This is a genomic window from Sphingomonas sp. BK069 (assembly GCF_014193405.1).
GTDB lineage: Bacteria > Pseudomonadota > Alphaproteobacteria > Sphingomonadales > Sphingomonadaceae > Sphingomonas.
The window spans coordinates 347,135-371,082 of the sequence record NZ_JACHZH010000003.1; the positions used below are offsets into that span (position 1 = coordinate 347,135).

28 protein-coding genes are annotated in these 23,948 nt (G+C 70.6%); 11 read left to right on the top strand and 17 right to left on the bottom strand.

Annotated elements, in window-relative coordinates; genetic code table 11:
• Positions 1 to 92 precede the first annotated feature (92 nt).
• Positions 93 to 887: a 3'(2'),5'-bisphosphate nucleotidase CysQ gene (locus FHY02_RS12955; protein WP_183922672.1), complete on the bottom strand. Its 795-nt coding sequence runs from the start codon at positions 885 to 887 to the stop codon at positions 93 to 95.
• Positions 880 to 2,226: a TldD/PmbA family protein gene (locus FHY02_RS12960; protein ID WP_183922674.1), complete on the bottom strand. Its 1,347-nt coding sequence runs from the start codon at positions 2,224 to 2,226 to the stop codon at positions 880 to 882. Before FHY02_RS12960 ends, FHY02_RS12955 begins: the two co-directional genes overlap by 8 nt.
• Before the next feature lie 247 nt (positions 2,227 to 2,473).
• Here FHY02_RS12960 and FHY02_RS12965 point away from each other — a divergent pair, with 247 nt between their 5' ends.
• The 3 genes from FHY02_RS12965 to FHY02_RS12975 are packed head-to-tail and all read left to right on the top strand — an operon-like array spanning position 2,474 to position 4,022.
• A complete protein-coding gene (locus FHY02_RS12965; RefSeq protein ID WP_183922676.1) occupies positions 2,474 to 2,785 on the top strand; it encodes a hypothetical protein in 312 nt (103 codons plus the stop codon).
• A 14-nt stretch (positions 2,786 to 2,799) separates the two neighbouring features.
• Positions 2,800 to 3,651, top strand: a complete 852-nt coding sequence (locus tag FHY02_RS12970; protein WP_260172874.1) for a hypothetical protein — start codon at positions 2,800 to 2,802, stop codon at positions 3,649 to 3,651.
• Positions 3,648 to 4,022: a Rap1a/Tai family immunity protein gene (locus tag FHY02_RS12975; RefSeq protein ID WP_183922678.1), complete on the top strand. Its 375-nt coding sequence runs from the start codon at positions 3,648 to 3,650 to the stop codon at positions 4,020 to 4,022. Before FHY02_RS12970 ends, FHY02_RS12975 begins: the two co-directional genes overlap by 4 nt.
• A 22-nt stretch (positions 4,023 to 4,044) precedes the next feature.
• Here FHY02_RS12975 and FHY02_RS12980 read toward each other — a convergent pair whose 3' ends face one another.
• The 4 genes from FHY02_RS12980 to FHY02_RS12995 all read right to left on the bottom strand — a co-directional run bounded on the left by FHY02_RS12980 (position 4,045) and on the right by FHY02_RS12995 (position 6,561).
• Positions 4,045 to 4,428 carry a hypothetical protein gene (locus tag FHY02_RS12980; protein WP_183922680.1) on the bottom strand — a complete coding sequence of 128 codons (384 nt, stop codon included), beginning with the start codon at positions 4,426 to 4,428 and terminating at the stop codon, positions 4,045 to 4,047.
• 131 nt (positions 4,429 to 4,559) lie between these two features.
• Entirely contained in the window at positions 4,560 to 5,510 is a 951-nt protein-coding gene (locus tag FHY02_RS12985; RefSeq protein ID WP_183922682.1) for a phytoene/squalene synthase family protein, read from the bottom strand.
• A 10-nt stretch (positions 5,511 to 5,520) separates the two neighbouring features.
• A complete protein-coding gene (locus FHY02_RS12990) occupies positions 5,521 to 6,102 on the bottom strand; it encodes a TIGR00730 family Rossman fold protein (RefSeq protein WP_183922684.1) in 582 nt (193 codons plus the stop codon).
• A gap of 60 nt (positions 6,103 to 6,162) precedes the next feature.
• A complete protein-coding gene (locus FHY02_RS12995) occupies positions 6,163 to 6,561 on the bottom strand; it encodes a hypothetical protein (protein ID WP_183922686.1) in 399 nt (132 codons plus the stop codon).
• 106 nt (positions 6,562 to 6,667) lie between these two features.
• Between FHY02_RS12995 and FHY02_RS13000 the strand changes: the two genes are divergently transcribed.
• A complete protein-coding gene (locus FHY02_RS13000) occupies positions 6,668 to 7,012 on the top strand; it encodes a hypothetical protein (protein ID WP_183922688.1) in 345 nt (114 codons plus the stop codon).
• 279 nt (positions 7,013 to 7,291) lie between these two features.
• Here the strand turns inward: FHY02_RS13000 and FHY02_RS13005 are convergent, their stop codons facing one another.
• On the bottom strand, positions 7,292 to 8,764 hold the full coding sequence (locus tag FHY02_RS13005; RefSeq protein WP_183922690.1) for a phytoene desaturase: 1,473 nt from the start codon (positions 8,762 to 8,764) through the stop codon (positions 7,292 to 7,294).
• A complete protein-coding gene (crtY, locus tag FHY02_RS13010) occupies positions 8,761 to 9,921 on the bottom strand; it encodes a lycopene beta-cyclase CrtY (RefSeq protein ID WP_183922692.1) in 1,161 nt (386 codons plus the stop codon). Before crtY ends, FHY02_RS13005 begins: the two co-directional genes overlap by 4 nt.
• A 367-nt stretch (positions 9,922 to 10,288) precedes the next feature.
• On the opposite strand from crtY, the gene FHY02_RS13015 reads away from it, so the two are divergent.
• Both FHY02_RS13015 and FHY02_RS13020 read left to right on the top strand, forming a co-directional pair.
• The gene (locus tag FHY02_RS13015) at positions 10,289 to 10,831 is read left to right on the top strand and encodes a peroxiredoxin (RefSeq protein ID WP_183922694.1); all 543 of its coding nucleotides are present in this window, start codon (positions 10,289 to 10,291) and stop codon (positions 10,829 to 10,831) included.
• 164 nt (positions 10,832 to 10,995) lie between these two features.
• Entirely contained in the window at positions 10,996 to 12,030 is a 1,035-nt protein-coding gene (locus tag FHY02_RS13020) for a GGDEF domain-containing protein (protein ID WP_183922696.1), read from the top strand.
• Positions 12,031 to 12,302: 272 nt separating this feature from the next.
• On the opposite strand, the gene FHY02_RS13025 is transcribed toward FHY02_RS13020, so the two are convergent.
• Positions 12,303 to 13,520: an argininosuccinate synthase gene (locus FHY02_RS13025; RefSeq protein ID WP_183922698.1), complete on the bottom strand. Its 1,218-nt coding sequence runs from the start codon at positions 13,518 to 13,520 to the stop codon at positions 12,303 to 12,305.
• Between the two features lie 117 nt (positions 13,521 to 13,637).
• Here FHY02_RS13025 and FHY02_RS13030 point away from each other — a divergent pair, with 117 nt between their 5' ends.
• Positions 13,638 to 14,072: an EF-hand domain-containing protein gene (locus FHY02_RS13030; RefSeq protein ID WP_183922700.1), complete on the top strand. Its 435-nt coding sequence runs from the start codon at positions 13,638 to 13,640 to the stop codon at positions 14,070 to 14,072.
• A gap of 112 nt (positions 14,073 to 14,184) precedes the next feature.
• On the opposite strand, the gene FHY02_RS13035 is transcribed toward FHY02_RS13030, so the two are convergent.
• Complete coding sequence (locus tag FHY02_RS13035; RefSeq protein WP_183922702.1) at positions 14,185 to 15,411, bottom strand: cyclopropane-fatty-acyl-phospholipid synthase family protein; 1,227 nt, start codon at positions 15,409 to 15,411, stop codon at positions 14,185 to 14,187.
• 97 nt (positions 15,412 to 15,508) lie between these two features.
• Between FHY02_RS13035 and thrC the strand changes: the two genes are divergently transcribed.
• Positions 15,509 to 16,906 carry a threonine synthase gene (gene thrC / locus FHY02_RS13040; RefSeq protein WP_183922704.1) on the top strand — a complete coding sequence of 466 codons (1,398 nt, stop codon included), beginning with the start codon at positions 15,509 to 15,511 and terminating at the stop codon, positions 16,904 to 16,906.
• 8 nt (positions 16,907 to 16,914) lie between these two features.
• Positions 16,915 to 17,784 (top strand): class I SAM-dependent methyltransferase, encoded by an 870-nt coding sequence (locus tag FHY02_RS13045; protein WP_183922706.1) that lies wholly within the window; start codon positions 16,915 to 16,917, stop codon positions 17,782 to 17,784.
• A gap of 464 nt (positions 17,785 to 18,248) precedes the next feature.
• On the opposite strand, the gene FHY02_RS13050 is transcribed toward FHY02_RS13045, so the two are convergent.
• From FHY02_RS13050 to FHY02_RS13070, 6 genes are all read right to left on the bottom strand, one after another.
• On the bottom strand, positions 18,249 to 18,407 hold the full coding sequence (locus FHY02_RS13050; protein ID WP_183922708.1) for a hypothetical protein: 159 nt from the start codon (positions 18,405 to 18,407) through the stop codon (positions 18,249 to 18,251).
• Positions 18,408 to 18,588: 181 nt separating this feature from the next.
• On the bottom strand, positions 18,589 to 18,723 hold the full coding sequence (locus FHY02_RS23035; RefSeq protein WP_258046665.1) for a hypothetical protein: 135 nt from the start codon (positions 18,721 to 18,723) through the stop codon (positions 18,589 to 18,591).
• Positions 18,724 to 18,992: 269 nt separating this feature from the next.
• A complete protein-coding gene (locus tag FHY02_RS13055; RefSeq protein ID WP_183922710.1) occupies positions 18,993 to 20,414 on the bottom strand; it encodes an ammonium transporter in 1,422 nt (473 codons plus the stop codon).
• An 11-nt stretch (positions 20,415 to 20,425) separates the two neighbouring features.
• Positions 20,426 to 20,764 (bottom strand): P-II family nitrogen regulator, encoded by a 339-nt coding sequence (locus FHY02_RS13060; RefSeq protein ID WP_132908565.1) that lies wholly within the window; start codon positions 20,762 to 20,764, stop codon positions 20,426 to 20,428.
• 358 nt (positions 20,765 to 21,122) lie between these two features.
• Complete coding sequence (locus FHY02_RS13065; protein WP_183922712.1) at positions 21,123 to 21,323, bottom strand: DUF2007 domain-containing protein; 201 nt, start codon at positions 21,321 to 21,323, stop codon at positions 21,123 to 21,125.
• The gene (locus tag FHY02_RS13070) at positions 21,323 to 21,874 is read right to left on the bottom strand and encodes a pyridoxamine 5'-phosphate oxidase family protein (RefSeq protein WP_183922714.1); all 552 of its coding nucleotides are present in this window, start codon (positions 21,872 to 21,874) and stop codon (positions 21,323 to 21,325) included. Before FHY02_RS13070 ends, FHY02_RS13065 begins: the two co-directional genes overlap by 1 nt.
• A 52-nt stretch (positions 21,875 to 21,926) precedes the next feature.
• On the opposite strand from FHY02_RS13070, the gene FHY02_RS13075 reads away from it, so the two are divergent.
• Together FHY02_RS13075 and FHY02_RS13080 are read left to right on the top strand one after the other, a co-directional pair.
• A complete protein-coding gene (locus FHY02_RS13075) occupies positions 21,927 to 22,172 on the top strand; it encodes a type II toxin-antitoxin system CcdA family antitoxin (RefSeq protein WP_183922716.1) in 246 nt (81 codons plus the stop codon).
• On the top strand, positions 22,172 to 22,468 hold the full coding sequence (locus FHY02_RS13080; protein ID WP_183922719.1) for a CcdB family protein: 297 nt from the start codon (positions 22,172 to 22,174) through the stop codon (positions 22,466 to 22,468). The genes FHY02_RS13075 and FHY02_RS13080 overlap by 1 nt, the downstream gene beginning before the upstream one ends.
• Before the next feature lie 16 nt (positions 22,469 to 22,484).
• Here the strand turns inward: FHY02_RS13080 and tldD are convergent, their stop codons facing one another.
• On the bottom strand, positions 22,485 to 23,900 hold the full coding sequence (gene tldD, locus FHY02_RS13085; protein ID WP_183922721.1) for a metalloprotease TldD: 1,416 nt from the start codon (positions 23,898 to 23,900) through the stop codon (positions 22,485 to 22,487).
• Positions 23,901 to 23,948: the final 48 nt, after the last annotated feature.

Genomic DNA, 23,948 nt, shown 5'->3' on the forward strand with positions numbered 1-23,948 from the left:
CTTGCGGAGGAGTGGATCCCGGACCAAGTCCGGGATGACGGCAGTGTAGGTCGAACCGTCTCGTCGCGCTTAGCGGACCAGCCCGACGGCCGTTACCCGATCACCGCGCGCGCCCGCCCGGCGAGATGCTTCACCGAGGCGGCGTGGATGCCCGGCGCGGTCACCAGCACGCCATAGGCGCGCGGGTCGGGCTTGTTGAACAGGATCGGCGCGCCGAGCGCGTCGCTCACCGTCGCGCCGGCCTCGCTCGCCACCAGCACCGCCGCGGCGATGTCCCATTCATTGCCCCAGCGCAGCGTCGCGACGAGATCGGCGCGGTCGCTCGCCACCATCGCGATGCGCAGCGCGATCGAGTTGGGCTTCTCCACCGCGACCAGGGTGCGATCGGTCTTGGGCAAAGCGTCCACCGGCACGCGCGCGCCCTCGAAGTCGCGGCGGTCGCCCGCCGCGAGGTCGAAGCGCTTGCCGTCGTCGCGCGCCACGGTCGCGCCCGCGCGGGCGCGCGCGCGCCACACCTCGCCGCGCGCGGGCGCGTCGAGCACGCCGATCACCGGCCGGCCGTGCTCGACCAATGCGACCGAGACGCACCAGCCGGCGCGCCCGCGGATATAGTCGCGCGTGCCGTCGATGGGGTCGACTACCCAGACCCGCTCGCGCGCGAGCCGGTCGGGGCGGTCGGCGGTTTCCTCGGAGAGCCAGCCCGCGTCGGGCAGCAGCGCGCCGAGCCGTGCGTGGAGCATGCGATCGACGTCGATGTCGACCTCGCACACCGGGCTGCCCGGCGCCTTCTCCCACCGCGCGAAATCGGTGCGCCAGCGCGCGAACGCCATCTGCCCGGCTTCGCGCGCGATCGCCGCGACCGCGTCGGCCAGCGCGGCGTCAGCCACCCGCCACCGTCATGCCCTCGATCCGCAGCGTCGGCACGTTGACGCCGTGGCGGAAGACGAGATCGTTCGCCGGCGTCAGCGCGCGGAACATGTCCTTCAGATTGCCCGCGATGGTGAATTCGATCACCGGCCGGCCGAGCGCGCCGCGCTCGATCAGGAAGCCGGCGGCGCCGCGGCTGTAGTCGCCGGTGACGGGGTTGACCCCCTGTCCGATCAGCTCGGTGACGTAGATCCCCTCGACGATGTCCTCGATCAGCGTCTCCACCGGCACGTGGCCCGCCTCCATGTAGAGGTTGCTCGTCGTCACGCCCGGCGCGCCGGCGATGCCGCGCGAGGCGTGACCGGTCGGCTCGAGCCCGAGCTGGCGCGCCGAGGCGCTGTCGAGCAGCCACGTCTCGAGCATCCCGTCGCTGACGATCGCCACGGGGGAGACCGGCAGCCCCTCGCCGTCGAACGGGCGCGAGCGCAGCCCGTGCGGGCGGTGCGGGTCATCGATCACGTTGATGCCTGCGGGCAGGATCGCGGTACCGAGCGAGTCGAGCAGGAAGCTGGTGCGCCGCGTCACCGCGCTGCCCGAGATGGCGCCGCTGAGATGGCTGAGCAGGCTCGCGCCGACGCGCGGGTCGAACACCACCGGCATGGCGCCGCTCGGCGCGCGCCCGGCGCCGACCCGCGCCGCGGCGCGCTCGCCCGCCAGCGCGCCGATCGCCTCGGGCGAGTCGAGGTGCGCGCGATGGCGGGTGGCGTGGAAGCCATAGTCGCGCTGCATCGCGCCGCCCGTGCCCGCGATCACGCTGGCGGAGAGCGTGTGGCTGGTCGCCTCATAGGCGCCGGCGAAGCCGTGGCTGGTGGCGAGCGCCCAGACGCTTCGCCCCCAGGCCGCGCCCGCGCCCTCGCTGTTGGTGACGCCGTCGACGGCGCGCGCCGCCGCCTCCGCGCGCGCGGCGGCGTCGCGCAGCGCGGGGGGATCGGGTTCGTCGCGATCGGCGAGGTCGAGCAGCGGCGCGGCGCCGTGCAGCAGCCGCGACTCGGGTGCGAGCCCGGCCCAGCGATCCTCCGGCGCCTCGCGCGCCATCGCCACCGCGCGCTCGACCAGGATGGTGAGCGACTCGGGCGAGAGATCGGACGTGGAGACGCTCGCCGAACGCTGCCCGACGAACACGCGCAGGCCGAGGTCGGCGCCCTCCGACCGGCCGACGTCCTCGAGCGCGCCGAGTCGCACCGACACCTCGCTGGAGGCGTTGGCGGCGAACACCGCGTCGGCGGCGTCGGCGCCCGCCGCGCGGGCGCGGCGGACGATGTCGGTGGCGCGCTCCTGCGCCTGATCGGGGGTGAGCATGAGAGTGATGTAGGTCCGCGATCCGCTCGGTGACTAGTCCTCGGCCAACGCCTTGTGCCGCGGAATGGATGCGAGCCCGCCGCCCGACTCATGTTGAACAGGTCGGCCCGACCCTCGTCACGGCACCTGTCCCGCCTCGGGTCACCGCGCCGTTTACCATCTATTAACGTTTCGTTCAGGCGCCGGAACGTTCTCCTGCTCGTGCGCATTCGCGCTATCTGTCCATTTTGGTACGAGAGGTAAGTAGATGCGTTCGAACCTTCCCCGCGTCACGGCCCTGACGCTGATCGCCGTCGGCGCCGTCGGGCTCGGCGGCTGCGCCTCCAAGGGCTTCGTCCGTGACCAGATCGCCACGGTAAACCAGCGTATCGACGGCCTCGACGGTCGCCTGCGCACGGTCGAGGGCACCTCGGGCCAGGCGCTCACCCAGGCACAGGCCGCTGCCGCCCAGGCGCAGCAGAACAGCCAGCGGATCGATCAGCTCGGCACCCGTGTCGACGCGTCGGAGCAGCAGATGCAGCAGCTCCAGCAGCAGCGCGCGCGTCGCCCGCGCGGCTGATCCACGACGATACGATGCGCGCGCGTCGCCGGGCGGCACGGCCGACCATCATCGATATGGCCGACCGTCCGTCCCGCGGCGCGGGTCGCATGATCGTCGCGGCCCTCGCAGCGCTGGCGTTGTCGGGTACGGCGTTCGCTGCGCCACAGGCATCGTCCGCGCGCAAGCAGGCGACCGCCAAGGCCGGAGCTTCCAAGCCGACGGCGAAGAAGCCGGCCCGCAAGGGCGCGAAGGTGGCCAAGCCCGTCGCGGTGCCGGTCGAGCCGCCACCGGTGATGCCGCGGTCGGAGAACGCCGAGCGGCTGATCGCCTGGGTCGGCGCCGCGCACGACAACGGCAAGCTGCCCTATGCGGTGATCGATAAGCCCGCGGCGACGCTGTATCTCTTCGCCGCCAACGGCGACTTCCTCGGCGAGACGCCGGTCCTGCTCGGCGTCGGCATCGGCGACGATTCTACGCCTGGGGTCGGCGCCAAGAACCTCGACGATATCGGCCCGGCCGAGCGCACCACGCCCGCCGGCCGCTTCGTCACCAAATTCGGCCGCGCCTTCGGGCGCCAGCGCGTGCTGTGGGTCGACTATGCCAACGCGGTGGCGATGCACGTCGTTACCAGCCTCCACAAGAACGAGCATCGCGTCGAGCGGCTGCTGTCGCCCTCGCCCGAGGACAATCGCATCTCGTTCGGCTGCATCAACGTCGGCGCGCGCTTCTACAACGGCAAGCTGCGCCCGCAGTTCGAGAAGCGCGGCGGCATCGTCTACATCACGCCCGACGTGAAGCCGCTCGACGAGATCTTCCCGCGCGTGCGGCTGCTACCCTACCTCGCCGCCGCTGGTGACGCGACCGGGGCGGGCGCCGCGCGATGAGCGCGCTGCTGCTCGCGGCGCTGCTGGCCGCGGCGGACCGGCCGGTGGTGGTCAGCTCGCTGACGACGCCGCAGCTGGTCGAGCTCTGCCGCGGCAAAGACGACGATCCCACCGCCGATTTCTGCACCGGCTATATGCTCGCCGCCTTCGACGCGTTGTCGAGCGCGCGCCAGATCTGCCCAGCGCCGGACCGCAGCTCCAACGTCGCGGTCACCGCGGCGGCGCGCAGATATCTGCGGAAGCAGGGGAAGAAGTCGAGCGCAGCGCCCGCCTTCGTGGTGCGCCAGGGCCTCAAGGAAGCCTTCCCGTGCAAGGCCGCGCCGAAACCCCAGCCCAAGTCGAAAGCCAAGCCGACCCGCAAGCGGCGGTGACGCGGCATGTGGCTGAGGCGTCTCAGCGCCGCTCATCGGCGGTGGGGGCCTCGGCTCGGTGATCCGCGGGCGCGTCGCGGTCGCGTAGCCGCTCGCCCGCGTCGTTGAGCGCGTCGCCGGCGCGATCGCGCGCACGGTCGGCGTGGCGGCGCACGTCGCTCTCGAGCCGGCGCGAGGCGTCGTCGATCCGGTCGGCGGCGCGGTCGAGCGAGCGCGCCGCGACGCCATCGACCTGGTTCGCCATCGTGTCGGTCAGCGAGTCGACGCTGGCGGCGACATTGTCCGCGGCGGCGCCGATTTCTCCTGCGATGGCGTTGCCGGTGCGGTCGGCATGTTGCTCGACGCGGTCGCCGCAGGCGGCCAGCGCGAGGGCAGCGACGGGGGCGATCAGGGCGAATCTCGTCATCGGGCGTGGTCTCCTCTCACCTCGATCAATGACCCGCGCCCGTGTTGGTTGCGCAACGGTAGGAGGGCCTTCCGCCTCGCGATGACGCACGTGGTTTTGGGCTCGAGCGTGCGTCGGAGCACGGCTCGGCGCTACGTGAGAGGCGATGATCGCGGCCGTGTCCACAGCCGCGGATCGCGCGGCGTGTCGGTGATCCGGTGCCGCCGCGCCGCCTGCCAGGCCGCGCGCGCGATCCATGCGAGCTTCTCGCGCTTGCTCGTGGTGACGCGATGGTCCCACGCATGCGCCCCCCGGGCCGCCACGCGCCGCGCGATGTCGCCGTAGATCCCCGCCGCCGCCAGCACCGCCCAGGCCGAGCGGTAGGACAGCGCCTTGGTACCCACCCGCGCGCTCGCCTCGTGCAGCTCGGCGCGAGTCGCCAGCCGCCGCGCCAGCACCACCAGGCGGTCGCGGAACGGCGGCTTCATGTGCTGCCCGGGCGGCACGTCCATCTCGGCGAGCCACTCGTCGGGGAGGTAGCAGCGCGCCACGCGATCGTCTTCCTCGATGTCGCGGGCAATATTGGCGAGCTGAAAGGCGAGGCCGAGGTCGCAGGCGCGGTCGAGCGTCGCCTCGTCCTCGGGCGGCACCCCCATCACCACCGCCATCATGCAGCCGACCGCGCCGGCGACATGGTAGCAGTAACGGTACAGGTCGGCCTCGGAGCGCGGGCGCCAGTCGTCGGCGTCGAGTTGGAAGCCGTCGATCAGATCGGTGACGAAGCGGTGCGGCAGCCGCGTCTCGCGCGCGACCACGCCGAGCGCGTCGAACGCGGGGTCGCCGGTCGGCTCGGCCGCCAGCGCGGTGGCGCTCAGCCGGCGGACCGCGGCGACTCGCGCCGGCGCGTCGGCGACCGCGTGGCGGTCATGGCCGTGGTCCTGCCCGTCGACGAGATCGTCGCAGCGGCGGCACCAGGCGTAGAGCAGCCAGGCGCGCTCGCGCACGTCAGGCGCGAACAGCTGCGAGGCGGCGGCGAAGCTCTTCGAGCCGCGCGCGATCGACTCGCGCGCCGTCGCCACCAGCGCGGCGCGCGAGTCGGTCACAGTCGGCCGCTCACAGGTCGCGGGCGGCCATGCGGACGATCGGCTGGGTCGGCGCGTGCGCCGCCATGGCGTCGAGCAGCTGCTCCAGCGTCTCGCCGACGATCAGCAGCTCGCGGTGCTGCGCGCGCAGGAAGCCGACCTCGCCCATCTTCGCCCAGAAAGCGACGAGCTCGTCGTAATAGCCGCGCGCGTTGAGCAGGCCCACCGGGTCGGCGTGATAGCCGAGCTGCGCCCAGCTCAGCGCCTCCCACAGCTCGTCCATCGTGCCGGTGCCGCCGGGCAGCGTCACGAAGCCGTCGGCGAGGTCGGTGAAGAGCTGCTTGCGCTGGTGCATGCCGGGCACGACGTGGAGTTCGCTGAGCCCGCGATGCGCCACCTCGGCGTCGACCAGCGCCTGCGGGATCACCCCGATCACCTCGCCCCCCGCCGCCAGCGCCGAGTCGGCGATCGCGCCCATCAGCCCGAGCCGCCCGCCACCGTAGACCACCCCGACGCCGCGCTCGGCGAGCATGCGGCCGACCTCGCGCGCGAGCTCGAGGTAGAAGGGGTCGGCGGGAGTGGCGGAGCCGCAATAGATGGCGAGGCGCTTCATGCCGCGAGCGCTAGGGGAAGCGCGGGCTAGGGGCAATGGCGTGCGCGGCCGGCACCGCGGTCAGCGGCGTGATGCCGTCGTGGCGAGCGGGGACGGGCAGCGATCACCCGCGCGCGCGACGTAGCGCGGCGGACGGCCTTCGGCGACGACGGGCACCAGCGTGACACTGTCCCACCGCGTGGCGATACCGCCCGACTCGTAGCGGACGACCCATTCGTCTCCCCGTCGCTCGGCGCGGACGAAGCGATGGCGCGGCACGCCGGGGTGGCGGACGTCGATCGCGTCATGGCGCTGCCCCGCGTCGGCGATGCCGCCGGGCGCGAGATGGCGCGACAGCTCGAGCCGCGCCGCCGCCGGCAGCGCGCGCATCGTCTCTACCGTGACGGCGTGCGCGCCGCAGCGCGGCGGCGGCGCGGCGGCGGTTGTCAGCAAGCCCGCGAGCAACAGGGTGGCGGGCATTACGATCTCCCTCATTCACGCAGCTAAGCAGATGCGGCGGCGCTCGTCACTGTGACGTCGCCAGATCGGGGCAGTCGGCCTATGTTTCGCCCGGGAGAGACGCGCCATGAGGGACTGGGACGATGTCGTCGCGACCGGGCTCGCGCTGCCCGGGGTGGTGCTCGGCACCAGCTACGGCAAGCCGGCGCTGCTGCTGCGCGGCAAGATGCTCGCGGCCACGACCGCACCCGACCGCGCGAGCTTCGTGCTCCACGTCGCGCTGATCGAGAAAGAGGTGCTGATCGAGACCGATCCCGCCACCTTCTGGGAGACCGACCATTATCGTGGCTGGCCGGCGGTGCTGGTACGCTACGGCACCGACGCCGACGCGCGGATCGCGCTGCTGCTCGATCGCGCCTGGTGGGATCGAGCGTCGATCACGCAACGAAGGACGCGCGGCGAGCGGCCGTGAGCGCTGTCCTACGCACAGATAGCCGCGTTACATCGCCGGGCGATGCTCCGTCCGGTCCACGATCTACCTGCTCCCACGCGGCAGCCGCGAGCCCCGGGCGCGGGCCTCGCTGAGCCGGGGCATGCGACTCAACATTCGACCGTCGCAGGCTCCCGGAGGCTCAACTTTCTCAACATTCGCGCGCGGCCGCTCGCCGCATCGAACCGCGGCGCGGCGCTCCGCACCATCGCGGAGCCGCGCTACTCGTCTGAGAAGCCGTCTACTTCGCCGCGCGACGCGCTACCGCCCCAGCATCAGCGCCGCCGTCGCCTTGGCGCTGCCCACCACGCCGGGGATGCCTGCGCCCGGATGCGTGCCGGCGCCGACGAAATACAGGTTGGGGATCGCGTCGTCGCGGTTGTGGACGCGGAAATAGGCGCTCTGCGTCAGCACCGGCTCGAGCGAGAAGGCGCTGCCGAGATGCGCGTTGAGGTCCGCCGCGAAGTCGGTCGGCGCGTAGCTGAACTTCGTGACGATGCGGTCGTGGATGTCGGGGATCAGCCGGCGCCCGACCTCGTCGAGGATGCGCTGCTCCAGGATCGGGCGCACCGTCTCCCAGTCGCCGGTGTACTTGCCCATGTGCGGTACCGGCGCGAGCGCGTAGAAGGTCGAGCAGCCCTCGGGCGCGAGGCTCGGATCGGTCACGGTCGGGTGGTGGAGATAGAGCGAGAAGTCCTCGCTCAGCACGCCGTGGTCGTAGATGTCGTCGAGCAGCCCCTTATAGCGCGGGCCGAACAGGATCATGTGGTGCGGGATGCCCGGCCATGTGCCCTTGATCCCGAAGTGCACCACGAACAGCGAGGGCGAGTAGCGTTTGCGCTCGAGCTTCGCCGCGGTCCGCTTCGCCGCGCCCGAGCCGGGCAGCAGGTCGCGGTAGACGTGGAGGATGTCGGCGTTGGCGGCGAGCATGTCGGTCGGGGTGTTCCAGCCGCTGGCGGTCTCCACCGCGGTGACGCGGTCGCCCAGCGTCTCGATCCGCGTCACCGCGTCGTTCAGCCGCAGTGTGCCGCCGAGCCGCTCGAACAGCGCCACCATGCCCGCGATCAGCCGGTTGGTGCCGCCACGTGCGAACCACACGCCGCCGTCGCGCTCCAGCTTGTGGATCAGCGCGTAGATCGCACTGGTCGTCATCGGGTTGCCGCCCACCAGCAAGGTGTGGAACGACAGCGCCTGGCGCAGCCGCTCGTCGGCCACGAACTTGGAGACGATCGAGTAGACCGAGCGCCACGCCTGGTATTTCGCCAGCGCCGGCGCCGCCTTGATCATCGACGCGAAGTCGAGGAAGGCGACATGGCCCAGCTTCTCATAGCCTTCGCGGTACACGCCCGCGGAATAGTCGAGGAAGCGCGCGTAGCCGGCGACGTCGGCCGGGTTGAGCTTGGCAATCTCGGCGTGCAGCACCTGATCGTCGTTGGTATAGTCGAAATTGGTGCCGTCGGGCCAGTTGAGCCGGTAGAAGGGCTGTACCGCCTCGAGCGCGACATCGCTCGCCATGGTCTGGCCAGAGAGCGCCCACAGTTCCTCGAGACAGGCCGGGTCGGTGATCACGGTCGGCCCGGCGTCGAAGGTGAAGCCGTCGCGCTGCCACACATAGGCGCGCCCGCCGGGCTTGTCGCGTGACTCCAGCACGATCGTCTCGACCCCGGCCGATTGCAGCCGGATTGCCAGCGCCAGCCCGCCGAAGCCGGCGCCGACCACCACCGCGCGCGTCATGCCGCCCCCCGCAGCGCGGCGATCGCGCGGCCGAGCGGCACGGGAGGCCGCCCGCTCAATACGCGCGCCTTGTCGAGCGCGGTCGAGCGCGCCGCGTAGAAGCGCGCCACCAACGGCGCTGGCAGGCGGTAGAAGCGTTCCAGCACGCGATAGCGCTGGTCGGGGTCGGCGGCCTTGAAGAGCATGAGGTCGAGCATCCGATAGAAGCGCCGCGCCGCCCACAGCCGCGCCGCATAGGAGTAAGTGAGGTCGTGGAGCGCCGCACCCGAGAAGTCGTGCTGCGCCGCGACCAGCTGCGCCAGCCGCACCGCGTCGGGCAGCGAATAGCCCGTGGTGGGATGGAACAGCCCCGCCCGAACGCCCGCCTTGGCCAGCTTGCTCCCGCCGCCGCGCCAATAAGCCTCGAAATCGCCACCGTAGACCACCGGCAGCACGCCCTGCTCGCGGTGGATCGTCTCGGTGACGCTCCACCCCTCATCGGCGGCGTAGCGCTCGACCCGCGCCGCCAACGCGGCGACGTCGAGCGCGGGCGAGTCGCTGTAATAGGTGTCCTCCACCAGCAGCCGGTCGGCAGCGAAGGGCAGCAGGTAGACGAAGCGATAGCCGTCGAGCTGCGCCACGGTCGAGTCCATCACCACCGGGCGGGTGACGCCGTGCGCCCCGGCGACGCGCAACTCGTGGCCGACGAACTTCTGCCAGCCGCAGTCGAGCGCGCTCAGGTCACCCGCGCCACGCGCGTCGATCACGCCCGCCGCGGTCAGCCGGTCGCCGTTGGCGAAGACCACCGCGGTGGGGCTGCACGCCAGCACGCGCCGCCCGGTCATCAGCGCTCGGCGCGGCAGCGTGGCGCGGACGTGCGAGTCGAGCCCGGTCGAGCGGACGGAATAATAGGCCTGCGCGAGGTGGCGCGCGTGCGCGGGGAAGCGCACGTCGTAGCTCGGCCAGGCATGCGCCACCAATGGCGCGATCAGGTGGCGGTCGGCGCGCGCGACGTCGCCGCCGAAGAAGGACCAGAGATGGTTGCCGCCGATGGCCTCGCCCGCCTCTATCAGCCGCACGTCGAGCAGGGGATGGCGCGCGTGGACCGCGAGCGCGATCAGCGCTCCGGCGAGCCCGCCGCCGACGATCGCCAGGTCACATCTGTGGGTCGCGGGCATGGTCCGGCGCTAACCTATCGCAGCCGCGCGGGGAAGCCCGGTGAGGTGCCGGGCGGGAGAGAAGCAGGCGGCGAAGGCAGGGGGTGGTGGTCATGCGCGCGCGCGCCGGCCGCACCGTCATCCCGGATTTGATCCGTGATCCGTTGTGCCGCGGCCGTCACCGGCTGCGGTCGCTCGCGCCGGGGCAAGCGGTGCAGAGGGACATCCTCGGCGAAACGAGGCTGTAGCCACGGCAACGCGTGTGAAGGGATGTATCCGGGTCAAGTCCGGGATAACGGATCTGACGGGAACAGCCCCGCCGCCGCCCCTGTCCTACCGTGCAGGAGCGCGCTACAGGAGACGCCTCATCCTGCTGGAGCCGACCGCCATGCGCCGCGCCGTTCTCACCGCCGTCACCGCCGCTCTCACAACCTTCGCCGTGCCGGCCGCGGCGACGCTCAAGCCCGGCGCCGCGGCGCCCGATTTCTCCACCCGCGGCGCGATCGCGGGCAAGGTGGTGCCGATCAGCCTGCGCGAGCAGCTCCGCCGCGGCCCGGTGGTGCTGTATTTCTTTCCCGCCGCCTTCACCTCGGGCTGCAACGCCGAGGCGCGCGCCTTCGCCGAGAAGGTCGACGCCTTCCGCGCCGCGGGCGCGACCGTGATCGGCATGTCCGCCGACAACGTCGAAGACCTGCAGCGTTTCTCGTCGAGCGAGTGCGCGGGCAAGTTCGCCGTGGCCAGCGCCGGCCCCAAGGTGGTGGCAGGCTATGACGTCGCGCTCGGCCGTGCGGTGAAGGGCAAGAGCGTCACCAGCCGCACCAGCTACGTCATCGGCCGTGACGGCAAGGTCGTCTTCGTCCACGACGACATGAACCCTGCCGAGCATGTCGCGCTGACGCTCGCTGCGGTGCAGAAGCTCAAGCAGGGCTGATCGCGCCTGACTCGGCGCGGTCAACGCCGAGTCACCATATCTTAGCGAGTCGGGCGCTAGCGTCCCGGCCCGGCGGGTCGCGACGGGCGACGCGCCGTCGGCGCGTGGGGGCGTGCCGGTCGGGACGAGGCGAGGCTCGACAGGAGCCGATCGGGGGCGAGCGGGTGGCGAGCAGGGCGGTCGACGGGCGGCAGGGGACGGCGGGCGACCGCCTGTTCACCCGCGTCGGCGCCTTCCTGTCGGCGCACCGGCTCAGCCCCGATCCGGCGCATTATGCCTTCGCGTATGCCGTGATCGCGCAGCCCGAGGGGCTGATCGCGCGCCGCGTCGCCGAGCTGACCGACGGCGGCGTGCGGCTGACCGCGCGCGACATCGAGCAGCTCGGCGGCACCGCGCTGGGCGGGGCGCCCGCGGCGCTCGCCGACGACGCCGAGATGACCGCCGACGCCGCCACGCAGGAGGCGATGATCGAGCGCGTGCTCCACCAGCTCGACGGCTTCGGCGACACGGTGCGGACCGCGCACGCCGAGGCGAACGACTTCGGTCGCGATCTGGCGCGGTCGGCGGCCGAGATGCGCGACGTCGGCGCCGACGCCGGGGTGGAGGAGATCAGCCGGCTCACCGCGGCGATGATCGAGCGCGTCCAGCACGCCGAGGCCAAGCTGGAGAGCACGCGCCGCGAGACCGAGGAGCTCCGCGCTGCCTTGGACGAGGCGCGCGGCTCGGCGCGCACCGACCCGTTGACCGAGCTGCCGAATCGGCGCGCCTTCGACGAGGCCTTCGCCGCGCTCGCACCGGGGGCGCGGGTGACCGTCGCGATGTGCGACATCGACCATTTCAAGCGCATCAACGACAGCTTCGGCCACCCGGTGGGCGATCGCGTGATCCGCACCGTCGCGCGCACGCTAGCGGACGAGGGCGGCTGCCTGGTGGCACGGTACGGCGGCGAGGAGTTCGCCATGCTGTTCGAGGGCGTGACGCCCGACGAGGCGGCGGCGCGGATCGATCGCGTGCGCGCGCATATCGGCGAGCGACGGCTGCGCGTGCGCGAGACCGGCGAGCCGATCGGCACCGTCTCCTTCTCGGCGGGCGTGACGGAAGGGGTGGTGAGCGAGGGTCGCGCCGCGCTGGTGGCGCGCGCGGATGCCGCGCTCTACCGGGCGAAGGAGCAGGGGCGCGCGCGGACAATCGTGAAGTAGCGGGGATTCAGCCTCGCTTCGTCGACGCTGCCGGCCTCTCGCTGTTCTGAAGTGGCCGTCGCAAGCCTCTCCTCACGCTCTTAATCGCTCAGGCACAACCGGAACGCCCCTCACCTGCCGTCATCCCGGACTTATCCCGGGATCCACCATTCCCTTCGAGCAACGCCGTCGAAGCGAGCGGCACGGTAGATCCCGGAACAAGTCCGGGATGACGGAGAAGTGGAGTGGCGAGAGGGAGGAACGCGCCTACCGCGCTCACCCCTCTCGTCCTGTCACCGATCGCGCCGACCGAGCAGGCGCAGCCGCAGCGCGTTGAGCTTGATGAAGCCAGCCGCGTCGCGCTGGTCATAGGCGCCCTGGTCGTCCTCGAAGGTCACCACCTTCTCCGAGTAGAGCGAGTGCGGCGAACGGCGCCCGGTCACCACCGCCTGGCCCTTGTACAGCTTGAGCCGCACCGTGCCGGTCACCTTGGCCTGCGAGTGATCGACCGCGGCCTGCAGCATCTCGCGCTCGGGCGAGAACCAGAAGCCGTTGTAGACCAGCTCGGCGTAGCGCGGCGCCAGCTCGTCCTTGAGGTGCGCGGCACCGCGATCGAGCGTGATCTGCTCGATGCCGCGGTGCGCCAGTGCGTAGATCGTGCCGCCCGGCGTCTCGTACATGCCGCGGCTCTTCATGCCGACGAAGCGATTCTCGACCAGGTCGAGCCGACCGATGCCGTGCTTGCGCCCGAGTTCGTTGAGCTTGGCCAGCAGAGTCGCGGGCGAGCAGGCCTCGCCGTTCACCGCCACGCCGTCGCCGCGCTCGAAGTCGATCGTGATCGTCTCGGGCTGGTCGGGCGCGTCCTCGGGATTGACGGTGCGCGAATAGACGTAATCGGGCACCTCGTCCCACGGGTCCTCCAGCACCTTCCCCTCGGACGAGGTGTGGAGCAGGTTGGCGTCGGTGGAGAAGGGCGCCTCGCCGCGCTTGTCCTTGCTCACCGGGATCTGATGCGCCTCGGCGAACTCGATCAGCTTGGAGCGGCTGGTGAGATCCCACTCACGCCACGGCGCGATCACCTTGATGTCGGGGTTGAGCGCGTAATAGCCGAGCTCGAAGCGGACCTGATCGTTGCCCTTGCCGGTGGCGCCGTGGCTCACCGCGTCGGCGCCGACCTGCGCCGCGATCTCGATCTGGCGCTTGGCGATGAGCGGCCGCGCGATCGAGGTGCCGAGCAGGTACAGCCCCTCGTACAGCGCGTTGGCGCGCATCATCGGGAAGACGTAGTCGCGCACGAACTCCTCGCGCAGGTCGTCGATGAAGATATGCTCGCGCTTGATCCCCATCAGCTCGGCCTTGGCGCGCGCTGGCTCGAGCTCCTCGCCCTGGCCCAGATCGGCGGTGAAGGTGACCACCTCGCACTGATATTCGGTCTGGAGCCATTTCAGGATCACGCTGGTGTCGAGTCCTCCGGAATAAGCGAGGACGACGCGCTTGATCTGGTCGGTCATGGGGCAGGCTCCTTTCGCGCGCGGGCGCTACGCGAGCGCGCCGCGCGAGGCAACCGCGGCGGTGCCGCGCACGACCGTTCACCGCGCGTACAAGCACCCGCCGCCAAGCCGCGGCGCATGCTGAGGACGCACACCACGCTCGCCGCCGCGCTCGTCGCGCTGCTCGCCACGCCGGCGCTGACGGTCGCCGCCATGGGGCAGGAGACGCGCGCCACCGCCACCGCCAAGCTCGATTCCGAGTTCGCCGCCTCGGACACCAACAAGGACGGCTACCTCTCGCTCGCCGAGCTGGAAGGGCGGATGGCCAAGATGAAGATCCGCGGCAAGACGCTCGACGCGGTCCACGCCAAGCGCGTCGCGGCGCTGGTGATGGCGCGCGGCGACCTCGACAAGGACGGACGGCTGAGCCGCGCCGAGTCGGATCAGCTGATGGGCGCCGTCTTCTCGGCCTATGACCTCAACCATGACGGGAAGGTCGACGCCGCCGAGGCCGCGCGCGCCCGCGCCATGGCGGACGGGGTGGCGAAGGGCGGGGCGGCGCCGAAGAAGTGACGCCGTCTCGTGCTCCTGCGGCCGCAGAAGCCCAGCGTCACGGGAGGTCACGCTTGCGGTCCTGGGCTCCTGCTTACGCAGGAGTACGACGGGTCGGACCTGGTGACCGCTCTCAACTTCCCCGCAGCCGCCGCTCCTCCTCGATCATGTAATCGCGCGTCAGCGGCAGGCCGAACCGGTCGCGGCTGAACTGGATCTGGTAGTTCACCAGCGGCCCGTTGGTGAAGGAGACGATCGCTCCCGCCAGGTAGAAGGTCCACATGCGGAAGAAGCGCTCGTCGTACAGCGCCACGATCGCGTCGCGCTCGGCGACGGTGCGCTCGTACCAGGCGCGCAGCGTCATGGCATAGTGCATCCGCAGCACCTCCACGTCGGTGACGAACCAGCGGATAAACTCGTTGGCCTGTAGTACCTCCGACAGCGCCGGAATGTAGCCGCCCGGGAAGATGTACTTGTCGGTGAACTTGTCGGTGAAGTTGGGGCCGTCGGCGCGCCCGATCGTGTGCAGCAGCATCACCCCGTCGGGAGTCAGCAGGTCGCGGCACTTGCTGAGATAGGTGCGGAAGTTGCGCACGCCGACATGCTCGAACATGCCGACCGAGACGATCCGGTCGAACGGCCCCTCCAGCGCGCGATAGTCGATCAGCTCGAACTTCACCTTGTCGGCGACGCCCGCCTCCTCGGCGCGGCGGCGCGCGACCTTGAGCTGCTCCTCGGAGAGCGTGATGCCCAGCACCTCGGCGCCGGTCTTGGCGTGGATGTAGAGCGCCATGCCGCCCCAGCCGCAGCCGATATCAAGCACGCGCATGACCGGCGTGAGTGCCAGCTTGGCGACGATATGCGCCTTCTTGTCGGCCTGCGCCTGCTCGAGCGAGTTGGTCGGATCGGTGTAATAGGCGCAGCTGTACTGTTTGTCGGCGTCGAGGAAGAGGTCGTACAGCCGATCCGACAGATCGTAGTGGTGCGCGACGTTGCGCTTCGACGCCTTGGCCTGGTTGCCGGTGAGGCGATGGCGGATCTGGCCCTTGAGCGTGCGCCAGCGATTGGCGGCCAGCCGGTTGACGCCATTCTCCCAGCGGCTGTTCGCGGTGGCGAGCAACAGCAGGTCGAGGATGTCGCCCTGCTCGAGGATCAGCTTGCCGTCCATGAACGACTCGCCCGCGCCGAGCGCCGGGTCGGCGACGAGCGCGCGGTACACCGATCGGTCGGTGATGCGGATCGCGACCGGCTTGAGCGCGGGATCGTCGCTGCCGAAGCTCGCGGTGGTGCCGTCTGGCTTGGTGAGGGTGAGGCGTCCGCGCTTGATCGCGCGGCTGAGGAAGACGTCGATGAGTGCCATGCGACCTCTGCTAATAAGGTTGCATCGCGCAATCCATAGCCTCGGTGAGTCGGCGAGCGTTGCGCCCGCGCGCGCCGCGCTCTAGGCGACCTTTCCCATGCGCTACGTCAGCACCCGCGGCACCGCCCCCACGCTCGACTTCGCCGGCGCGACGCTCGCCGGCCTCGCCGCCGATGGCGGTCTCTACGTACCCGAGAGCTGGCCGACGCTGTCCGAGGAGCAGATCGCCGCACTGGCGGGCAAGAGCTACGCCGAGACCGCGGCGGCGGTGATGGCGCCGTTCGTCGCCGGGGCGCTGAGCGAGGACGAGCTGCGCGCGTTGTGCGACACCGCTTACGGCCGGTTCGCGCACGACGCGGTGACCCCGCTGGTCCAGCTCGACCACGACCAGTGGCTGCTCGAGCTGTTCCACGGGCCGACGCTGGCGTTCAAGGACGTCGCGCTCCAGCTGCTCGGGCTGCTGTTCGAACGCTTCCTCACCGGCACGACCGAGCATCTCACGATCATCGGTGCGACCAGCGGCGACACCGGCTCGGCCGCGATCGACGCGGTGGCGGGGCGCGCGGGCATCGACATCTTCATGCTTCATCCCGAGGGCCGGGTGAGCGACGTGCAGCGCCGCCAGATGACCACGGTGGGCGCGCCCAACGTCCACAATATCGCGATCCGCGGCGACTTCGACACCGCGCAGGCGCTGGTGAAGGCGATGTTCAACGACGCCGCCTTCGCCGGACGCTTCCGCCTCTCCGCGGTGAACTCGATCAACTGGGCGCGGCTGATGGCGCAGGTGGTCTATTATTTCTACGCCGCGGTGCGGCTCGGCGCGCCGGCGCGCGCGGTGGCGTTCAGCGTGCCGACCGGCAATTTCGGCGACGTCTTCGCCGGCTATGTCGCCGCGCGCATGGGGCTGCCGGTGGCGAAGCTGGTGGTCGCCACCAACGTCAACGACATCCTCGCGCGCGCGCTCACCACCGGTGACTATTCCAGCCGCGAGGTCGTGCCCACCGCGACGCCCTCGATGGACATCCAGGTCTCGAGCAATTTCGAGCGGCTGCTGTACGATCTCGGCGGGCGCGACGGCGGCGCTCTGGCGACGCAGATGCGTGGCTTCGAGGCGGAGCGCGCGATGCGGCTGAGCAACGCTCAACGCGAGGGCGCCGCCGGGCTGTTCGCCGGCGAGCGAGTCGATCCCGACGGCATGGCGCTGGCGATGCGTCACGCCTGCGAGCGCGCCGGGCAGGTGATCGACCCGCACACCGCGATCGCGCTGGCGGCGGCGCGACGTCACCTCACCCCCGATGTCCCGATGGTGACGCTCGCGACCGCGCACCCCGCCAAGTTCGGCGACGCGGTCGAGCGCGCGACCGGGGTGCGCCCGTCGCTGCCGGCGCGCGTCGGCGACCTGTTCGAGCGCGAGGAGCGCTGCGTCACGCTCGACGCCACCTATGCCGCGGTGAGCGCGCACGTCGCGGCGCACGCCGTCCCGCGCGGCTGAGGCGCGGCGTGGAGCTGGTCACGCTCACCGGCGAGCCCTGGGCCGATTACGGGCTGATCGACTCGGGGAACGGACGCAAGCTGGAGCGCTACGGCCGCTTCCGCTTCATCCGTCCGGAGCCGCAGGCGCTCTGGGCGCCGGCGCGCGACGACTGGCGCGCGCACGGCGCCTTCGTGCCGGGCAGCGACGAGGAGGGCGGCGGCCGCTGGGACTTCAGCGAGCCGGTGCCGCGCGAGGGTTGGCCGCTGACGTGGAACAAGGTGCGCTTCACCGCCCAGACCACGCCGTTCCGCCACCTCGGCTTCTTCCCCGACATGGCGCCGGTGTGGGCGTGGATGCGCGAGCGGCTCTCCGGGAAGGACTCGCCCGAGTGCCTCAACCTGTTCGGCTATACCGGCGTGGGCACGCTGGCGCTGGCGAGCAAGGGCGCGCGCATGGTGCATGTCGACGCCTCGAAGAAGTCGGTCGAGGCGGCGCGCAGCAACGCGCTGCTGTCGGGGCTGAGCGATGCGCCGGTGCGCTGGATGATCGATGACGCCGCCAAGTTCGTCGCGCGCGAGGTGCGGCGCGGGCGACGCTACGACGGTATCCTGCTCGATCCGCCCAAATACGGCCGCGGGCCGACCGGGGAGGTGTGGCGGCTGGAGGAGGACCTGCCCGGCCTGATCGCCGACTGCCGCCGGCTGCTCGACGCCGAGTCGCGCTACCTCTTTCTCACCGTCTATGCCGTGCGCATGTCGGCGCTGGCGATCGGCGAGATGCTGCGCCAGGCCTTCGCCGACCTGCCCGGCACGGTGGAGGCGGGCGAGCTGGCGGTGCGCGAGGAAGCGCGCGGGCTGGCACTGCCGACCGCGATCTGGGCGCACTGGTCGCGGTAGCGAGTAGATCGCGGAGCGGATCGGACTAGAACGGACACCCGGCCACGCCGCATCTTACAAGTGCCGTGCGCCATCTCGCCTGACGAACGCGAGACCTCCTTTTTTCCGTCAATCCCGCGCCGGCGAGACCTCTTCGACATGGCGCCTTATCCGTGATGCTGGGCGGTGGCGGGGGGGCAGTTCTCTGGTCGGGTGCCTGGTTGGTAGGCGCGCGAGCTCGTGCGCGGAGAGCGTTGGGTCAGGCGGTAGCGCGTCGCAGGTTGTCGGCGAGAGCGGCGATGTCAGGAGCAGACCGCGGCGATGGAGGTTGCGGTATCGCATTCTGGTGAGCCCTGAGGGCCGGTCTCGAGGCGCGCGAAGCTGCGCGCGACGGCTGTACGGACACGGCCGCTCACCTTGTTGCGGTTTGCCAGTGCGGCAGCCGGGATCGAAATGCCCGTAGCATTGCTGGAGCAACTGCTCCTTCACCGTCGCCACCGCCCGTTACGGCGGACGATCCGTCGGCCCTGCCGCACCAGCGCCTCGATCGGTGCCCAGTCGAGCAGCCCGGCGATCCGCTCCAACCGCGCGTCGCGACCAAATCCCGGCAGTGGGAACGCCTCGGCAAAACCACGCTGATCCATCGCCATCCCCCCTCAACATCACAGGGAAAGAGTCAGATCAGTCGCGACCGGCCAGCTACTTCTCCAGAGGTCTCGCAGAGGTGGGGACGACGAAGAAGGGGCCCGCTGAGGAACCCGTGATGCACGCCTAACAGGCCGTTGCCCGAGCCTCGACTTCTCCCTACGCCCGACCGCGCGGCCCTCAGCGCAGCACCCACTCGCCCAGGAACACCACCGCGTCGGCGGCGAATTGCGCGAGATAGACGGCAGCGGTGAAGGCGGCCGCCGCCCCGACCACCACCGCGCCCTGCTCGCCGACATGTTTGATCGTCGTCATGGCACATCCTCTCCTCTGCAGAGCCGGGGCCACGATTCCCGGGGTCGCCCGGCTCACGCTCTTATATAGCGATCAGTCGTCAGCTTGACCATCGTGCGCCGCAGCATGGGTGCAGCATAGCTATGCTCATCGTGCTCCCGCGAGGGGAGGAACACGCCTGCTGCGAAAGCGAAAAAAAAGGCCCGGTATGTCGCCATACCGAGCCGAGGAGCGTCCGCAGGAGGAACGTCGTGGGCGGGCGGCGGCGTGGGGCGCCGCCCGCGATCTCATCAGTAATTGTAGGCGCGCTCGCCGTGCTCGTTGATGTCGAGCCCCTCGCTCTCGACCTCGAGCGAGGGACGCAGCCCCATCGTCGCCTTCAGTCCGAGGAACAGCACCGCCGAGACGCCGCCCGACAGCACCAGCGTCAGCACCACCGCCTTGATCTGGGTCCACACCTGCCCGGCGATGTCGTAGCTGCCCGCGACCGAGGGGAACTGGGTGTAGTCGATCCAGCCCTGCCCGCCGAGCGACGGCGCCGCGACGATGCCGGTCCCGATCGCGCCGACGATCCCGCCGACGCAGTGGATGCCGAAGACGTCGAGCGTGTCGTCGTAGCCGAGCTTGTTCTTCACCGTGGTGACGAAGAAGAAGCACACCGCGCTCGCCACCATGCCGAGGATGATCGAGGTCATCGGCGCGGCGAAGCCCGCCGCGGGGGTGATCGCGACCAGCCCCGCGACCGCGCCCGACACGCCGCCGAGCAGCGACGGCTTCTTGTGCACCACCTGCTCGATCACCGCCCAGGCGACCGCGGCGCCGGCGGTGGCGACGAAGGTGTTGATGAAGGCGAGCGCGGCGGCGCCGTTGGCCTCGAGGTTGGAGCCCGCGTTGAAGCCGAACCAGCCGACCCACAGCAAGGAGGCGCCGATCATCGTCATCGTCAGCGAGTGCGGCGGCATCGGCTCGCTCTTGTAGCCGTGACGCTTGCCGATGATGAGGCAGCCGACCAGGCCGGCGATGCCCGCGTTGATGTGGACCACCGTGCCGCCGGCGAAGTCGAGCGCGCCCCAGCCGTACAGCAGGCCCGCGTCGGTCGGCGCGTCGGCGAGGAAGTCCGGGCCGGCCCAGTACCACACCATGTGCGCCATCGGGAAATAGACGATCGTCAGCCACAGCACGACGAAGATCAGCAGCGGCGTGAACTTAACCCGCTCGGCGAAGGCGCCGACGATCAGCGCCGGCGTGATGCAGGCGAAGGTCATCTGGAAGCAGATGAAGGCATATTCGGGGATGTAGACGTTGTTGCTGAAGGTCGCCGCGACCGAGCCGGGGCCGACGCCCGCGAGGAATGCCTTGGAGAGCCCGCCGACGAAGGCATTGCCGCCGGTGAAGGCGAGGCTGTAGCCCCAGCTCACCCAGACGAGGCTGGCGACGCAGACGATCATCAGCACCTGCATCAGCACGCTGAGCATGTTCTTGGTGCGCACCAGCCCGCCGTAGAACAGCGCGAGCCCCGGCACCGACATCATCAGCACGAGCACGGCCGAGATCATCATCCAGGTGGTGTCACCCTTGTTGACCATCGTCGCCATCTGCTCGGCGTTGGGCGCGCGCACCGGTCCGGCGGCCTGCGCCAGCGCGGGCGCCGCGGCGAGCGCCGCGATCGTCGCCACCGCCCCCGCGGCGGCGATCTTGCGTGAAAGTGTCATCCCGTCCCCCCTCACAGCGCGCTGTCGTCGGTCTCGCCGGTGCGGATCCGCACCGCCTGGCCGACGTCGAGCACGAAGATCTTGCCGTCGCCGATCGCGCCGGTGTTGGCCGCGGCCTGGATCGCCTCGACCACGCGGTCGGCGATGTCGCTGCCGCAGACGATCTCGATCTTGATCTTGGGCACCATGTTGGTGCTGTACTCGGCGCCGCGGTAAATCTCGGTCTGGCCCTTCTGCCGACCGAATCCCTTCACCTCCGACACCGTCATCCCCGCCACGCCGACGCCGGTGAGCGCTTCCCTCACCTCGTCGAGCTTGAACGGCTTGATGATCGCTATGACCAGCTTCATCGCGCCCCCTCTGCGTTTACCCTGAAAGACGCTCTGCAAGGCGCGTGCCAGTTGGTGACAGAGGTGCTTTGGAGCGGGGGCCAACGGGGCGGCTGGCGGGCGGTTTGTCACGTCCATTCCCCGCCCTTCGTCATCCCCGCGGAGGCGGGGATCCATAAACGCTGACGTAGCGGCTCAATTTTCCAACGTCGGCTCTCCGACGTCGGCGTGTCTGGATCCTCGCCCGCGCGGGGATGACGATGGGAGTGGGATGAGGGTCGTCAGGAGAGCAGGCGAGGAGAAAGCGTCGGATAGGAGCTCACCCCGTGCCATTAATCACTGTTAAACTTTTGTGCACCGCCACAAGCGTGCCCAAAAATCAGGCACCGTCCGCCACGAGGCGCGCCGCGGCGAGATCGTCCTCGTCCACCATCACGCGCACCGGGATCAGCAGCCAGCTGCCGTCCGCGATCGAGGCGCCGCCGTCGAACGCGAGCGCGTCGATCCCCTCGGAATCGAGCCGGCCGACCAGGATGTTGGCGAGGTTGCGGTCGTAGCAGCCGAGCTCCACCAGCGCCATCAGGCGGGCACCACGGTGGGGTTGCGCACCGGCAGCCCGTCGATGCTCGCGGTGCGCACCGCATATTTGGCGAAGCGCGCCGAGTCGGGGTTGGCGGCGTGATACTTGTTGAGCGTGGCGCGCTCCTGCTCGAACGCCATGTGGGGCACGCCCCAGCCGCACGAGGTCTGCACCTGCGCGACCGCCACCACGAAGATCTGCCGCGTCCCGGGCAGCAGCGTGAAGTGGGGGGCGAGCGCATCCCACTCGGCGTCCTGCGGCAGCACCGCGCGCCCGCGGCCATAGATGCGGAAGATCAGCGCCGGATTGTCGAAGGCGCAGAACATGATCGTGATCCGGCCGTCGGCGAGCAGGTGCGCGTTGGTCTCGTTTCCCGACCCGGCGACGTCGAGATAGGCGACGGTGGCGTCGTTCAGCACGCGGAACGTGTCCATGCCCTTGGGGCTCAGATTGATCCGCGCACCCGCCGCGGCGGTGGCGACGAAGAACACCGGCTGGCGCGCGACGAAGGCGCGATGCTCGGAAGTGAGCGCGGGGAAGAACTCGGCCATGGCAAGCTGGCTCCGGTTTGACGCGCATCAGTCATGCGCATAGACCAGCCACATGAGACACGAGACCGTGCCAGCGGGCAAGCGCAAAGCGGTGAACCTCTCGATCGATGCCGAGGTGCTCGCCGCGGCCCGTGCCGCCGGGATCAACATGTCGCGCGTCACCGAACAGGCGCTCCGCCTGGCGACCAAGCACGAGTTGGAGGCGCGCTGGCGCGAGGAGAATCGCGACTGGATCGACGCGCACAACCGCTGGATCGAGGAGAATGGGATACCGCTCAGCCACCTCCCGGCACTGTGATGGCGCAGTTCGACGTCTATCGCATCGAGGGCGGCGGGCTGGTGCTCGACTGCCAGTCCGACCTGCTCCGCGACCTGGGGTCGCGCGTCGTGGCGCCGCTTCGCCCCGCGGACGACCCCGCGGTATCGCGCACCCGGCTGCACCCGCTGATCGAACTCGATCAGGGTAGCTACCGAGTGGCGACCCAGTTCCTCCGCGCGGTCGATCAGCGCCACCTCGGCACGCGCGTCGGCTCCGCGGCGAGTCAGGAGTGGGAGATCAAGGCCGCGCTCGACATGCTGATCTCGGGCTTCTAGCGCCGCACCCGACCGATCACGCCGTCCCGCCCACGGTCAGTCCGCCGATCAGCAGCGAGGGCTGACCCACGCCCGCGGGAACGCTCTGCCCGCCCTTGCCGCACATGCCGACGCCCTCGTCGAGCGCGAAGTCGGTGCCGACGCCCTGCACCTTGGTCAGCACGCTTGGCCCGTCGCCGATCAGCGTCGCGCCCTTGATCGGCGCGCCGATGCGGCCGTCCTCGACCAGATAGGCCTCGGTGCAGGAGAAGACGAACTTGCCCGAGACGATGTCGACCTGCCCGCCGCCGAACGACTTGGCGAAGATGCCGCGCTTGACGCGCGACAGCAGCTCGGCGGGATCGTCCTGCCCCGCCTTCATGAAGGTGTTGGTCATGCGCGGCATCGGCGCGTGCGCGAAACTCTCGCGGCGGCCGTTGCCGGTCGGCGCCACGCCCATCAGCCGCGCGTTGAGCCGGTCCTGCATATAGCCGCGCAGGATGCCGTCCTCGATCAGCAGCGTCTCGGCCGTGGGCGTGCCCTCGTCGTCGATGGTGAGGCTGCCGCGGCGATCCTGGATCGAACCGTCGTCGACGATCGTCACGCCCGGCGCGGCGACCCGCTCGCCGATCCGTCCCGAGAAGGCGCTGGTGCCCTTGCGGTTGAAGTCGCCCTCCAGGCCGTGCCCGATCGCCTCGTGGAGCAGGATGCCGGGCCAGCCGGCGCCGAGCAGCACCGTCATCTCGCCCGCGGGCGCGGCGACCGACTCGAGGTTGACCAACGCCTGCGCCAGCGCCTCGTCGATCGCGCGGTTCCAGGTCGTGGGCTCGAACAGCGAGTCGTAGAGGTAGCGCCCGCCCAGCCCGAAGCTGCCGGTCTCGCGCCGCCCGTTCTGCTCGGCGACGATCGAGACGTTGAGCCGTACCAGCGGGCGCACGTCGGTGGCGACGAAGCCGTCGGGGCGGACGATCTCGACCACGCTCCATGTCCCCGACAGCCCGACCGAGACCTGCGCCACACGCGGGTCGCGCGCGCGCGCCGCGGCGTCGATCGCCTGGCACAAGGCTACCTTGTCGGCGAAGGGGACGAGGTCGAGCGGGTCGGCGTCGGTGTAGCGGCGCTGGTTGGTGCGCGCGGGCGCGGCGGCGCGCGGCTGCGCCGAGGGATCGATCAGCCGCATCGTCGCGGCGGCGCGCTCGATCGCGGCGGCGCTCAGCTCGTTGGCGTGCGCGAAGGCGGTCATTTCGCCCGACACCGCGCGCAGCCCGAAGCCCGCGTGCGTGTCGTAGCTCGCGGTCTTGAGCCGGCCGTCGTCGAAGCCGAACGCCTCGGCGCGGCGGTATTGCAGGTAGAGCTCGCCGTCGTCGGCGCGGTCGAGCGCGGCGGCGGTGAGCCGCAGCGCCGCGTCGGGGTCGAGCGTGTCGCGGTAGAGGAAGGAGCGCGGGTCGGTCATCACGGTAAGATAGGGGCGCGGGCGGTCGGGCGCCACTCGTCAGGTGGT